This is a genomic window from Psychrobacter sp. JCM 18903 (assembly GCF_000586475.1).
In the GTDB taxonomy this organism is placed as follows: Bacteria; Pseudomonadota; Gammaproteobacteria; order Pseudomonadales; family Moraxellaceae; genus Psychrobacter.
Genome location: NZ_BAWJ01000023.1, coordinates 21,657 through 35,915, shown reverse-complemented (window position 1 = coordinate 35,915; position 14,259 = coordinate 21,657). Strand labels below are relative to the sequence as shown.

General features: G+C 41.8%; 10 protein-coding genes and 2 pseudogenes. 8 read left to right on the top strand and 4 right to left on the bottom strand.

What is annotated here, in order from left to right; all coding sequences use genetic code 11:
• Window positions 1-362: 362 nt before the first annotated feature.
• From TT12_RS13185 to TT12_RS13165, 6 genes are all read left to right on the top strand, one after another.
• Window positions 363-1,424 carry a TRAP transporter substrate-binding protein gene (locus TT12_RS13185; protein ID WP_045455604.1) on the top strand — a complete coding sequence of 354 codons (1,062 nt, stop codon included), beginning with the start codon at window positions 363-365 and terminating at the stop codon, window positions 1,422-1,424.
• 17 nt (window positions 1,425-1,441) lie between these two features.
• Window positions 1,442-1,729 carry a hypothetical protein gene (locus tag TT12_RS17855; protein WP_243443714.1) on the top strand — a complete coding sequence of 96 codons (288 nt, stop codon included), beginning with the start codon at window positions 1,442-1,444 and terminating at the stop codon, window positions 1,727-1,729.
• 11 nt (window positions 1,730-1,740) lie between these two features.
• Entirely contained in the window at window positions 1,741-1,968 is a 228-nt protein-coding gene (locus tag TT12_RS17850) for a hypothetical protein (RefSeq protein ID WP_243443713.1), read from the top strand.
• Entirely contained in the window at window positions 1,965-3,254 is a 1,290-nt protein-coding gene (locus TT12_RS13175) for a TRAP transporter large permease (RefSeq protein ID WP_045448043.1), read from the top strand. The genes TT12_RS17850 and TT12_RS13175 overlap by 4 nt, the downstream gene beginning before the upstream one ends.
• Window positions 3,255-3,560: 306 nt before the next feature.
• The gene (locus TT12_RS13170) at window positions 3,561-4,625 is read left to right on the top strand and encodes a 5'-nucleotidase (RefSeq protein ID WP_045455601.1); all 1,065 of its coding nucleotides are present in this window, start codon (window positions 3,561-3,563) and stop codon (window positions 4,623-4,625) included.
• 52 nt (window positions 4,626-4,677) lie between these two features.
• A complete protein-coding gene (locus TT12_RS13165; protein ID WP_045455598.1) occupies window positions 4,678-5,283 on the top strand; it encodes a rhomboid family intramembrane serine protease in 606 nt (201 codons plus the stop codon).
• 84 nt (window positions 5,284-5,367) lie between these two features.
• Here the strand turns inward: TT12_RS13165 and TT12_RS13160 are convergent, their stop codons facing one another.
• The 3 genes and pseudogenes from TT12_RS13160 to TT12_RS13145 form a co-directional block, all read right to left on the bottom strand.
• Window positions 5,368-5,913 (bottom strand): hypothetical protein, encoded by a 546-nt coding sequence (locus TT12_RS13160; protein WP_045455594.1) that lies wholly within the window; start codon window positions 5,911-5,913, stop codon window positions 5,368-5,370.
• Window positions 5,914-6,272: 359 nt separating this feature from the next.
• Window positions 6,273-8,140 (bottom strand): annotated as a pseudogene (locus TT12_RS15720) (sodium:solute symporter family protein).
• Between the two features lie 4 nt (window positions 8,141-8,144).
• Entirely contained in the window at window positions 8,145-8,405 is a 261-nt protein-coding gene (locus tag TT12_RS13145) for a DUF4212 domain-containing protein (protein ID WP_045448034.1), read from the bottom strand.
• A 1,106-nt stretch (window positions 8,406-9,511) separates the two neighbouring features.
• On the opposite strand from TT12_RS13145, the gene TT12_RS13140 reads away from it, so the two are divergent.
• Window positions 9,512-11,008 (top strand): alanine/glycine:cation symporter family protein, encoded by a 1,497-nt coding sequence (locus TT12_RS13140; protein ID WP_045455587.1) that lies wholly within the window; start codon window positions 9,512-9,514, stop codon window positions 11,006-11,008.
• Window positions 11,009-11,120: 112 nt separating this feature from the next.
• On the opposite strand, the pseudogene TT12_RS13135 reads toward TT12_RS13140, so the two are convergent.
• Window positions 11,121-12,755, bottom strand: a pseudogene (locus TT12_RS13135) (electron transfer flavoprotein-ubiquinone oxidoreductase).
• Between the two features lie 613 nt (window positions 12,756-13,368).
• On the opposite strand from TT12_RS13135, the gene TT12_RS13130 reads away from it, so the two are divergent.
• On the top strand, window positions 13,369-14,115 hold the full coding sequence (locus TT12_RS13130) for a DUF1285 domain-containing protein (protein WP_201605129.1): 747 nt from the start codon (window positions 13,369-13,371) through the stop codon (window positions 14,113-14,115).
• Window positions 14,116-14,259: the final 144 nt, after the last annotated feature.

Genomic DNA, 14,259 nt, shown 5'->3' with positions numbered 1-14,259 from the left:
TGAAATATCCCCCGACTAGTTATCTAGGCGGGGGATTTTCTTTGTGTGGGATTTGGGAGATTAAGTGTAAAATTATACTTAATCTAACTTACTTTTATAATTCACACTCTATAAGTGTATTTTCTATTTGAATTGACGATTTTTTTGTTTAATTGCTATGCAATTTTATGAATATATTTTCTAGTCCTGCCATCAAAATGATTTGACTTATATCATTATAGCTGCTAATTTTAAACTATATTTTTATTACAGGTATGTAAAAGATATATTTAAAACTTGTAAATTATTACATCTGGTATAGATTGGATTATTTACCAGTGATGTATTACTCCTATTTTCACAATTATCAAAAGGAATTGATAATGAAGCTAGCTCCTCTTTTTTCAATTGGTGCCTTAGCGGCTGTTAGTCTTTTAGGCTGCTCTAACCAATCTGCTAACACGACTGATGGCTCATCAGCAAACTCTCAAGAAACGACCGTTTTACGCTTCTCCCACTTTTGGCCAGCAACCTCTTCTATTAGCACAGAGGTTTTTGAACCTTGGGCCAAGCAAATAGAGACAGATTCTAATGGTCGCTTAAAAGTAGAGTTGTATCCTTCCGCGGGTCTTGCCAAAGCAGATGTTACGTACGAATCTGCTGCTAAAGGTACGATAGATATCGGCTCACAAGCACATGGTTATACCAGTGGACGTTTTCCTTTAACTCAAATCACTGAACTTCCTGGTTTATCAAACTCAGCGACTCAAATGGGTTGTATGCTTCAGACTCTTTATGAGGATGGCACGCTTGCTAGTGAGTATGAAGACTCACATCTACTATTTATGTATGGCGCTGGGCCTGGCTCACTGCATACTACGGATAAGTTGATTCGGACTCCTGAAGACATGAAAGGCATGCGCATCCGCCGCCCTTCTGCGGTCGCGGGTGACATTATCGAAAGTGCTGGGGCGTCACCAGTAGGATTGCCTGCTAATGATATGTATACCTCGCTACAGCGCGGCGTCGTCGATGGGTTGAGTTTTCCATGGGAGGCCGTAACAGCGTTCAAAATTGACGAAATCACCAAATATCATACCAATATTCCTTTTTATAGTTCGGCGCTGATGGTTACTATGAATAAGGATAAATATAACAACTTACCTGATGATTTAAAGCAAGTGTTGGATAAAAACTCAGGAATGGCATTGGCTAATAAAGTTGGTGAAGTGTTTGATAAGCATGATCAAATGGCCATTCAAGCTGCTAAAGCTAAAGGCGATGAGATCGTTGAAATTCCTGATCCATTGAATGATCCTGATTGGAAAGGACCACTTGAAAAAGGTACTAAAAAATATCTAAGTGATGTCAATGCTTTGGGTTTAGATGCTGATAGTGTCTATGAGAAAGCAAAAGCTGCCAGTGCCGCTTGTAAAGTGGTATAACCCATTGGAGGTGTCACATGGCATTTTTAGTAAAAATCAGTATTCTAATCTCTAGATTATGCCAGTTTATTGGTGGTATCAGCCTTATTATTATTGTCCTCACAACGATGCTCGATGTGACTGCTCGTTATATTTTCAAGCTGACTGGTGGCGAGTTTGGCTTTACCGTTAAAGGCAGTGTAGAGATCGTCTCTTATTTCATGCTCTTTGCTTTACTTGCTGCCTTTGGCGCTTTCGTCGAACGCTCACAAATCATCGTTGATGTCTTTACCCAAAAATGCCGCAAGCCGTCAAAGGCTATATGATGGGCGTCTTTATGATGGGCTTTTTTATCATTGGTATCGTTTTTGCTTGGGGGCTTTATGAGAGTGCTGTTGATGCCATAGAATACGGCAAAGTCACTCAAGATCTTCGATTGTCAATGATTCCCATCTATGCATTTAGTGCATTTTTAAGTCTCTTACTCGCCATTCGCTCATTAATCGAATCCATCAATATCTTTAAAACGGGCGAGTTCTTTGACGCCGAGGAGACAGGCGCATGAGTCCAGAAATTATTGGAGCTATCGGCTTAATCGTCATGATACTGCTTGTTGTCCTACGAGTTCCAGTGGCGCTTGCCATGTTAGGTGTTGGATTGGTTGGTTTTGGCGCAGTGACGGCGCCCAGTGGCGCACTGCAAATGCTCAAAGATATTCCGGTAGATGTGCTAGCCAAATATGACTTTAGTGCGATTCCCTTATTTATTTTAATGGGCGTTTTTGCCACTCATTCAGGTATGGCAGGGAAGTTGTTTGAAGCTACCCGAACTATTTTTGGGGGAGTGAGGGGCAGTTTGGGTATTGCTGGTATAGGATCGTCTGGTATTTTTGCTTCTATTTCAGGCTCATCCTTAGCCACAGCATCCACTATGACCAAAGTTGCGCTGCCACAAATGGAGAAATATGGTTATCAACCAGGTTTTGCCTGTGGTATTTTAGCAGCGGGTGGCACGTTAGGTATTATGATTCCGCCTAGCATTGCGCTACTGGTCTATGCCATCTTAACCCAGCAGTCAGTCGGTGACATGTTCATCGCTGGTTTCTTGCCTGGGATTTTGGGCATGGTGATGTATTCAATCACTGTTATGATTATGGTACGCTGGAAGCCGCATTTAGCGCGTCGCGGTGAGCCTACTTCTTGGAAAGCCAAGCTGCTGTCATTGACGGGACTCATACCATTTAGCTTTATTTTTATTGTGATTATCGCTGGTATTTTCTTTGGGTTATTTACTCCGACAGAAGGAGCGGCAGTCGGTGCTTTTGTTTCTTGGGCTTATGCTTTTGCCAAAGGCATGCGTATAAAAGGTCTAAAGCAATCTTTGATTGAAACGCTTGCATTATCAGCGGTGGTGTTCTTTATGCTGCTGGGTGCAGAAGCCTTGGGTTACTTTATCTCCGTCTCACGCTTGTCTTATACGCTAGCGACTTGGATTGGTACATTAGCAGTCAGCCCGATGATTGTACTGATCTGTATCTTAATCATGTACTTCCTCTTAGGGTTGTTCATGGATGCTTTGGCGATGCTGGTCATTACCATTCCAGTGGTATATCCAATCATTGTGGCGTTAGGGTTTGATCCCGTATGGTTTGGTATCATCGCTGTATTGACAGTAGAGCTTGGACTGATTACGCCGCCGATGGGGATGAATATCTTTGTCATTAAAGCGATGGCACCCCATATTAAGCTGTCTGATATGTTTCGCGGGGTCGCACCGTTCATTGTCTCTGATCTGATTCGACTGGTTATTTTGGTCGCCTTTCCAGCGATATCTTTAGTGCTGCTAACGTAAGCCCTATTGATAAAAGTAAGCTTAGAAAATCATAGCTTCGTTGCTCATCTACATTGTTCATTAATAGAGCCATATTGTTTCCATAACAATATGGCTTTTTTATGATAAAAGAAAAAGTTAGCGTAATAATTCTATGGTTAAATTATTCCACATAAAGTCACATTATGAGACATTTTTTGAGCGGTCATTTTGATTACCTAAAAGTAGTTTTTATACTAAATGACATTATACGTGGATAACTTTTCTTATCATTCTAAGGGCTTGTGAATGTAGTAAACTGGTTGGCATTTCCGAATAGATAACTTTATAAGTAGAGAAAATCATGCAGTCGATTTTAGTAATACGCTCATCGTCGCGATTTCTGCAACGGCACTTTTTGATTTAACAGAATCAGAAAATTATTTACTAGAGCTGCTAGAGCAGAGACCTGTAAGCGCCATAAAAGAGTTTCGAGACTATATGACCAAGCGTGAAAACGATGCTCTCAGTATTGGTGCTGGTTATCCATTAATTAAAGCTCTATTAAATCTGAATAATTATTGCAATGATGGCATGCAAGATTTAGAGGTTGAGACACCTTTGGTGGAAGTGGTCATTGTTTCAAAGAGTAGTCCAGATACGGGCATTCAAGTCCTCAATGCCATTCTTGAACATGAGCTGACTATCTCACGCTCGGCATTTATTTCAGGCAGTTCTGTTGCTCCTTATATTAAAGACTTCAACGTCGATCTATTTTTGACGACCAATCGCGAAGATGCCCAGCAAGTGGCTGATGCCAATATCTGCGCTTGTGCGATACTCGATGCAACCCCTGTCAATACCTATGAGTTAGATACTGATCAGCTACGTATTGCTTTTGATGGTGATGCGGTGCTGTTTGATGATTCAGGTGAACTGCTGTACAAGCAAAAAGGACTGCGTGCTTTTCACGATCGCGAAATACAGATGCGTGATTTACCCATTGAAAAAGGCCCCTATGCTGAACTTTTGATTAAACTATCAAATTTACAGGAACGTCTACCCGCTGGTCTCAAGTATTCTCCAATAAAGATTGCATTGGTGACAGCTCGCAACGCACCCGCTGATCTGCGTGCGATTAAGACATTGCGAGAGTGGGGCGTCAATGTTGATATGGCGTTTTTCTTAGGAGGTTTAGAAAAAACAGCTGTGCTTAGAACATTTGCACCTCATATCTTTTTTGATGATTCTATCAAACATATCGATGCCGCTCGTCGCTTCGTACCCACCGCTTTAGTGCCTTATCACTCGACGTCGTTATTACATAGTGACAGTTATTTGATGACTGACAAAGAGGCTGCATTGTTAGATTTTACACCTGTAACACGCTCCACTGCTACGCTGAGTCATTAAAATATCGCTAAAAACATAGATTAAAACATGAATTAAAAGAATAGGGCATTATATGAATTGGCAGCAACTGCTTAGCTTGATTATGATACGAATAAAGCAGGTTATAGGCTTATATGCTTTTGTATTAATACCGATGTGGGGCATGTTTTTTTTAAATGAAGTGGCATTATTCGGCATGTGGAATATCTTTGGGATTGTGCCTCGTGCCTTAGATGTGGGCAGTATGATTGGGGTATTTGCGTCATGGACGATGCATGGCAATTTTTCACATTTGCTTGGTAACACTTTGACGTTGTTACAAATTTTATTTTTGTTTGGATTGTTTGAGAAGAATGCTTATCGAACAGTGATTAAGCTCATTATCGCGTCTGGATTGGTCACTTGGATCATTGGCTCGCCATTGTCAATTCATGTTGGCGCATCAGGATTATGCTTCGCGATGCTCGGCTATATGATAGGCGGTGCTGTATTTGCGCGGCGTTGGGGTTATTTGATTGCCTGTATTGTCATGGGTACTGGCTATTGGTTGACCATCAAGCAAGGATTGATGCCGCAACAAGGTATCTCGTTTGCGGCGCACTTCGGTGGTCTATGCGCTGGATTGCTGTTAGGCGCTAATTCTAAGCATACTTATACCGCAGCTTCTCAGCGCAATTGAATACATGACTATAATATAAGCCGTCTTAAATCCCTTAATAATCAGCTATTTTAGCAGGGTTGTATTTGCATATTTATGAGGAGGTTAGCTTTTACCAGTACAAATACTAATGAACAACGGGTCATCTGTTGCCAACTCTCGCCATGCTGTTGTTTGCTTGACATGTTCATCAATCGTTAGCTTACTGTCTTTTTCGGGTATGACATAATCGGCACGCGCAGGAATACGACAGTCTATAACTTGTGGTACTTTCTGCACGCTTCTGCGTCTTTCAAACAGATATAAATTAACCAAATATACATCTGGATTGTCTACCTGCACGCTAGCGTTGGCGGTATCGGCAGCGATAAAACGTAATATTTGCGGTTTGATATAAGACCATGGGCGAAACCACTCGGTGCTTTTTGCTACTTTGACGACTTGCGCGCTTGCTGGTAACTTGCTCACTTGCTGACCATACCAGTTATACTCTTGGTGTATTTGAAAGGCAAACATACCAATCGCAGCAAACAAAGGAATAAGCCACTTTGGTGCGCGTTTGCCAGCCAGTTTACTGAGGTGAGTTATAATGAGTGCCAGACCAGCCATGCCAAATGCGGCAGCAATGGTAGCGATAAACTCAAAAAGCATAAAATCTTCCTTAATGCGTTAAGCACTTTTAATTGAGCGCTTTTAACTAGGGCGTGTTCTCATTTTAAAAATGCTCATAAAAATGAGATAAATTGCCGTCAGACAAGGAAAGTAGCGCAAATAATATCGAGATATTGATAAGCTATTGACGATGTTTGGCAAAATTTAGCCATTTTTAGCCCATTTACAGGGTAATCGATTTAATTGAGGACACGTCCTAAGCATAGTTAATAAAGTATATTCAATAAAGCAAAAATCTAACATTTTTTATAATAAATAAAAGATAAAAAAATCACTCACAAGCAGCTACTGCCTGTGAGTGATATATAGTAACTGAAGATATATTCTCATTTATACACTTAGTGGTCGACTGCACCGCCCGCGCCACGTGGAGAGCGGACACTTTCAACCAACTCTTGAATGTGTAATGGTGGCGGAGCAGTAGCATAAGAGACAGCAAACGCTACGATAAAGTTAAGCAATGCCCCAATCGCACCAAATGATAGTGGTGAGATACCAAACAACCAATACTCTGCCGTATCAGGGAAGTTCGCTGTACCGCTAATGAAGAACCAACCTTTAAAGACAAAGATATAAACAAGGATACTAATCAGACCTGTTAGCATACCAGCGATGGCACCAACATTATTGATCCGTTTAGAGAAAATACCCATCATCAGTGCAGGGAAGAGCGATGCACCAGCGATACCGAATGCTAATGCGACTACCTGTGCGGCAAACCCTGGTGGATTTATTCCTAACCAAGTAGCAACTACAATCGCAACACCCATCGTAATACGCGCAACTCTCAATTCGCCTTTATCAGTAATATTTGGATTAAGGTTTCGTTTAATCAAGTCATGACTGATCGCTGACGAAATAGCCAGTAGTAGGCCTGCTGCTGTTGAGAGCGCTGCTGCCAAACCACCTGCGGCGATAAGACCAATAACCCATGGTGGAAGATTCGCAATTTCTGGGTTAGCTAATACTAAGATATCGGCATTGACATCCAGCTCATTACCCTTCCAGCCTGCTGCGGTAAAGCGTCCATCAAGTTCTAGATCCTGTGCGACACGTGCAGTCTCTACAGCTGCAGTGGCAGCGGCTACATCGCCACCATCCACTTGTGCAGCAGTCAAGGCAAGCTCAGCGGCACCAAGCCACTGTCGTTGTACATTTGGATACGACCATCATTATTAAGATCATTATATTTAATAAGACCGGTATCTTCCCATGTCTTCATCCAATCTGGACGTTGATCATAGTTTATAGGTGCTTCTGCTACCCCTTGTGGATAAATCGTATCAATCAGGTTTAAACGTGCCATTGCACCTACGGCAGGAGCAGTGAAGTATAATAGCGAGATAAATACCAACGTCCAACCAGCTGTCCAACGCGCATCAGCGACTTTAGGTACGGTGAAGAAGCGGATGATAACGTGTGGTAGACCTGCTGTACCAATCATGAGCGATAAGGTAAATAGCACCATGTTTAGCTTGTTAGGAACGTCAGCGGTATAAGCCGTGAAACCCAAATCAGTAACCACCTGATCTAGCTTGGTTAAGATAGGAACGCCTGCTTCCACATGGTTTGAAAACAAGCCCAAACCTGGAATTGGATTGCCTGTTAACTCAAGTGAGATGAAAACAGCAGGAATGGTATATGCAATCATTAGAACCACATACTGCGCTACCTGCGTATAAGTAATCCCTTTCATACCACCAAGTACAGCGTAGAAGAAGACAACAACCGCAGCAATCAGTAGACCAGTAGTGTTTTCAACTTCCAAGAAGCGTGAGAAAGCGACACCAGCACCCGTCATCTGACCAATAACATAAGTCGTTGACGCGATAATCAAACAAATTACGGCAATCATTGCTGCCGTTTTTGAATAAAAACGGTCACCGATGAAGTCAGGTACCGTAAACTTACCAAATTTACGTAAATAAGGTGCTAGGAGCATTGCCAGTAGTACATAACCACCTGTCCAACCCATCAAATAAGTTGATGCGCCATAACCGCCAGCGGCAAGAATACCTGCCATCGAAATAAATGACGCAGCACTCATCCAGTCAGCAGCCGTTGCCATACCGTTGACGACAGGGTGAACACCGCCGCCTGCTACGTAGAATTCACTCGTTGTGCCAGCACGTGCCCAAATTGCAATACCGAAGTATAGAGCGAAAGATAGACCTACAAAAATAATATTAATCGTAAATTGACTCATGGGGCTATTCCTCGTCTACGCCGTATTGTTTATCTAACTTATTCATACGCCAAGCGTAGAAGAAAATTAAAACGATAAATACCCCAATGGATCCTTGCTGAGCAAACCAAAAGCCCAAGTCGGTACCACCGATTTTAATACCTGCTAAGAGAGGACGTAACAAAATCCCGAACCCGTATGAGCATAGCGCCCAAATAAATAGGCTACCTAAGATGAGACGGACATTGGCACGCCAATAACCGGATGGATCGTTGTGGTTTTCCATAGGACAACTCCTTTTGCCTAACATAAAAACAAGATTACTGATTTGAGCCTGACAAGTTATTTTGCTTTAGCATGTATCACATGATGGAAGACAGTTCGATACGTTGTCTATAAACGGATCCTAAAATTAGTTTATAGGCTGATAAAGCAGAATGACCAACCAGTAGTAAGTAACCCAATATTATCGAAAAAAAAGCAGATTTCTATCAATCAAAGCACTGCAAAAAATACTTTTCTGTGGTTCGATTTTGCTAAAAATTACATTGTAAAATATGGCTGTGGGTCGACTATAACCTAAACATCTAACAAGAATTATGGGCTATAGAATGACTGGATTTATAGTATATAGAGATGAGGATTTATGGAGGAGGGTCGTTATTGATTGACAGTCCTCTGTCTTATTATGCTCATCATCCCTGATGATATTGTCTTAATATTTCAACTTATTATTCATGCCAATAAGTATTGCAAGAAATATTTATGAACTTATTGGGAATATATACAATATTGACTTAATTAACAATAAATAAATTTTATTTACTTTATGTAACTAAATGTTTGCTTTATGGAAACCATGGTCAACTTATGTTAGAGAGAGCAGCTAAAAAAAAGGCCGTTGCTCAGGTGTTGTGCTAAAACCCTATTTATATTAAGGATTTAGTTTTATAGAGGTATTAGAGCATTATTAGCAATAAAAGTCATTCATTCTATAAATATACCAATACTTTACTCAATAAATATTATGGCAGTGACTATTTTTTTGGAATGGTGTTTATATGAATACGTTTTAAAATCTATTTGTTGACCTAGTCTCAAAAGTTTTCTTTAGTATTTCATATAAAAAATATTTTTTTGATTTTTATCTAAATACCTTACAAAAGTTCGTAGTTATTTAATTTTATAATAGAGGTTTGAAATAGTTAAATAATCTCTAGTCAGTTAAAATGTAGCGACAGGATGTTAGTGATTTACTTTGCCAGTATATTGATCAGATATTTACTGTTTCATGAGTAGGCAGAGGGATTAGTAAGCATTTTTAAATATCATTAATCACATCAATCCATAAAATATACTAGCAGTATAAAATGTAAGTGAGAGGATAGCAGTATGGGTGAAGGGATAGCAGGTTGGTTTAATAGCATCGTCAATTATGGTGTCAGCATCATTTGGGGCAACAATGATTGGTTGATTGCGAGTAACCCTTGGTATGGATTACTGATGTTCGTACTGATTGGTGCGGGTCTTTATTTTACCATTGCCACACGTTTTATTCAGTTTCGCCACTTTGGGCATATGTGGCAGCTATTGCGCGTGTCCAATCAAGGGCGTAAAGATGGCGGCATCAGCTCATTTGAGGCGCTGATGACCTCATTGGCAGCGCGGGTCGGTACAGGTAACTTGGCAGGGGTCGCAATCGCGATTTACCTTGGCGGTCCGGGTGCAGTGTTTTGGATGTGGATGACTGCGATCGTCGGTATGTCGACCAGTTTTATCGAATCAACATTAGCACAAGCCTATAAAGTGCCGCACAATGACAATGTTTACCGCGGTGGACCGGCTTATTACATCGAAAAAGGTCTCGGTCAGCGCTGGCTAGCGATATTTTTCTCATTATGCTTATTAGTAGCGTTCGGTTTAGCCTTTAATGGCGTGCAGTCAAATACCATCGCACAAGCGACCAACGAAGCATTCGGTGTTCCAACGTGGATGACAGGCTTGGTATTGGTTGTATTAGTGGCGCCAGTGGTATTCGGTGGTTTGCGCTCGGTTGCTCGTATTGCAGGTAAAATCGTACCCGTTATGGCGATTCTCTATATCTTATTGGCCTTGTTCATTATCGTGACGAATTTTAGTCAATTCCCAGCGGCGATTGTGTTAATTGTTAAATCGGCATTTGGTTTTGAGCAAGCAGCAGGCGGGGTGATTGGTTATGGTATTGCTCAGGCAATGATTAACGGTATCAAGCGTGGTCTGTTTTCAAATGAGGCGGGTATGGGTTCAGCGCCTAATGCGGCGGCAACAGCGAAAAGTCACCCCGATCATCCAGCGGTGCAAGGATTTATGCAAATGCTGGGTGTGTTTATGGATACGCTTGTCATTTGTACGGCAACGGCGTCGATTATTATTTTGTCCGGCGTGGTCGATCCTAGTGTTGAGCAAGAAGGTATTCAGCTGACTCAGTTGGCACTGTCGCAGTATGTGGGTGATATGGGTGTTATCTTCGTTGCGATCGCTATTTTCTTCTTCTCTTTCACCTCTATCATTGCCAATTATAGTTATGGTGAATCTAATCTTGAATTTATCTCTGGTGAAAAAAATGCCAAAGTCATGATCATGATATTCCGCTTTATGGTACTTGGTATGGTATTTGTGGGTGCTATTGCCAGTCTTCCTGCCATATGGAACTTCGCTGACTTATCAATGGGTCTAATGGCACTCGTTAACTTAGTGGCTATTTTAATCTTGTCACCCGTAGCGCTACGCATATTGCGTGATTACGAGCGTCAGATTAAAGAAGGTAAAACTGGCGATCAAATCAAGTTTAATCCTGATGACTTTGTGAAGCTTAAAAACGAAGCCAATCGTGATGCATGGACGGATTAATCTCACCTGATTAAAGATAAACTTGTCTCATGTGTCGAAGTTAAAAAAACCGCCCTTATGAATTCATAAGGGCGGTTTTTAGTATTAGTGATTAGTTCTAACATTGTTATATTTACATATTAGGATAGTTAGGGCCACCGCCACCTTCTGGCGTTACCCAAGTGATATTCTGTGAAGGATCTTTGATATCACAAGTTTTACAATGCACACAGTTTTGCGCATTGATCACAAACTTAGCTCCTTCGGCATCTTTTACCACTTCATATACCCAGCTGGGCAGTATAAACGGGCAGGCTCAGCATATAACGGTAAGTTAATTGAAACAGGTACCGTTGGATCAGTCAGTTTCAAATGTACCGGCTGGTCTTCTGCATGATTAGTATTAGAGATAAATACCGATGACAGCTTGTCAAATACCAGTTTGCCATCAGGCTTGAGGTAGGTTGGCTGAAAAGCATGATTGGCACGCTCTAACTGATCATAATCTGGCAGGCTGTCATGTAAGGTAATCGGCATTTTACCTTTTAATAAGTTGTGCTCGATAAAGGTAAAAGCACCGCCCATAAACAGACCCATGCGATGTATTGCAGGCGAGAAGTTGCGTGACTCATAGTTGTCTTGATACAACCATGACTCTTTATACATGGTGGTATAAGCAACCACTTCATCATGCTGACGATCGGCTTGTAGTGCCTCAAAGATGGCTTCGGCGGCTAGCATGCCTGACTTCATCGATGTGTGTGTGCCTTTGATTTTAGCGGGGTTCAAGAATCCAGCATCATCACCGACCAATACACCACCTGGGAAAGTGAATTTCGGTAGAGAGTTTAAGCCACCTTTGGTTAAAGCACGTGCGCCATAAGAGATGCGCTTGCCGCCTTCCAATACGTTTTTGATCACAGGATGGGTCTTTAGGCGCTGCATCTCATCGAATGGCGACATATATGGGTTGTGGTAAGACAGGTCAGCGACAAGACCAAAACTTACTTGGTTGTTTTCGTCGAAATATAACCACCAGCCACCAGTAGAGCCTGTTTCGGTCAATGGCCAGCCAAGACCGTGCATGACCACGCCTTGCTCGTGTTTCTCAGGTGCTACGTCCCACAGCTCTTTTAGACCAATACCATAATGCTGAGGATCTGAGTCTTTATCAAGATCAAAACGGCTAATTAAGCGCTTACCTAAATGACCACGGCTCTTCGGCAAAAATAGTGTACTTAGCAAGTAACTCATAACCTGGCTCAAAGCTAGGCTTGGCTTCGCCATTGGAAGCCACACCCATATCGCCCGTTAAGACACCGCGTACAGAACCGTCATCGTTATATAAGATATCATCTGCAGGGAAGCCTGGGAACATCATGACTTCAAGCTCTTCAGCTTGTACCGCCAACCAGCGCACCACATTGCCCAAGGAGACAATATAGTTGCCATTGTTGTGCATCGGTCCTGGAATCAACGAGTCAGGTACTTTAGTAGAGCGCGTGGCTGAGTTTAAATAATAAAAGCGATCTTCGGTCGCTGGCACATTAAGCGGCGCGCCTTTTTCTTTCCAGTTTGGTATCAGCTCGTTCAAAGCGCGCGGTTCGATGACAGCACCTGATAAGGTATGCGCACCAAACTCAGAACCTTTTTCGACCACACAAACCATAAACTCATCATTACCAGCAGCGATAGCGAGCTGACGCAGGCGGATAGCAGCAGATAGCCCAGCAGGTCCACCACCAACGATGATAACGTCAAATTCCATGGACTCACGTTCAATCTCAGGCTCTGCCGCGACAGCTTCTACTACTGGCTCTGGCGCTTTGTCGATAGCGACTGTTTCAGCTGGCGCTTCTTGGGTCACAACGGCTGGCTCTGCTTTATCTAGATTTGCCGTCTCTGTCGCTACTGATGGGTCAGTATTCACAGTGTCATTATCAATGACTGGCTTTTGATTGTCTTGCTCTTGCATACCTACTCCTAAACTTTTAGTGGCTTATCTCAGGGCATCATTAGCTTAACAATTGAATAATAGACTTGCGGCGCTAACATTACTCAGACATATGGCTGCCCGATAAAAACTGTCTTTGCGACATCAATTGACCATGTTACTGTCGAGATCCATGTATTTAAGGATATCAACACATCACGTAAAATGTGTCATTAACACAACACCCACTTGACCATTTCAATAAAAAATCGTTACTCATTATAAAAGAAAAGTCCTACAAACACGATACGCATTTATGAGTATCGATGTTAAGGTAAGATTGAACTAATGAGGGTGCTAAGATGATATGTTTTCATCATACCCGAAACTAAAATTTATAGTAATAATAGATTTGCCAAACTTTGAATACTAAGTAAAGGATTATACGATGAATAACAATAATGAAGACATAATTCAAAACGATGAAACGGCAGCTAAACCGCCAAAAGACGTGCTATCTGAGCTAAATAATATAGATTCTCTCAGTCAGTATCTAAAGTCTACCGTAGGCAAACGTGTAGGACGTGCCATCCCACCATTGGATAAATGGCACCCAAAAGATGTGGCCGATATGGATCTGGTCATAAAAGCAAATGGCGAGTGGTGGCATGAAGGCGGGCAAATGACCAGAGAGTCATTGGTGAGCTTATTTGCGACTATTTTATGGAAAGAAGACAATAATGGCATCATTGAATATTTTTTAAAGACGCCAGTACAGAAAATCCGTATCCAAGTTGAAGATGCCCCTTTATTAATCAATGACGTCGGTATCGTCAACGAAGGCAATAACCGTTGGCTAGAATTTACCACGACGACTGGCGATGTGGTGCGTTTAGATGATGAGCACACCATCACATTAAAGGCGTATAATCCTACAGACAATGATACGATTGATCAGCAGACAGCTGCGATAAATACTGAAAACAGTCAGCAGACAGCAATTGATATGCAGGTACGTCCTTATATGCCCGTTAGAAATGGTTTGGACGCACTTATTGGGCGTAATACTTTTTATCACTTGAGCGAAATTGGCGAATTGACAGAGCAAAATGGTGAGACGATACTGACGTTACAAAGTGGCGGAAAATCCTATGAGCTGTCGATGCCAGACAGTAATGCAAGGTCTCAAAGCTAAGTATCTGTCAAATGATTTACGGCTTAGATATAGTCAATCCTATATAAATCAGATACGGTGTCAGGCTCGCTTAGTCTACTATTTGTAGTACTTTCGCTTGCCCTCCTTGTATCCAAATTATATTGAACCGACTATAGCGATAAA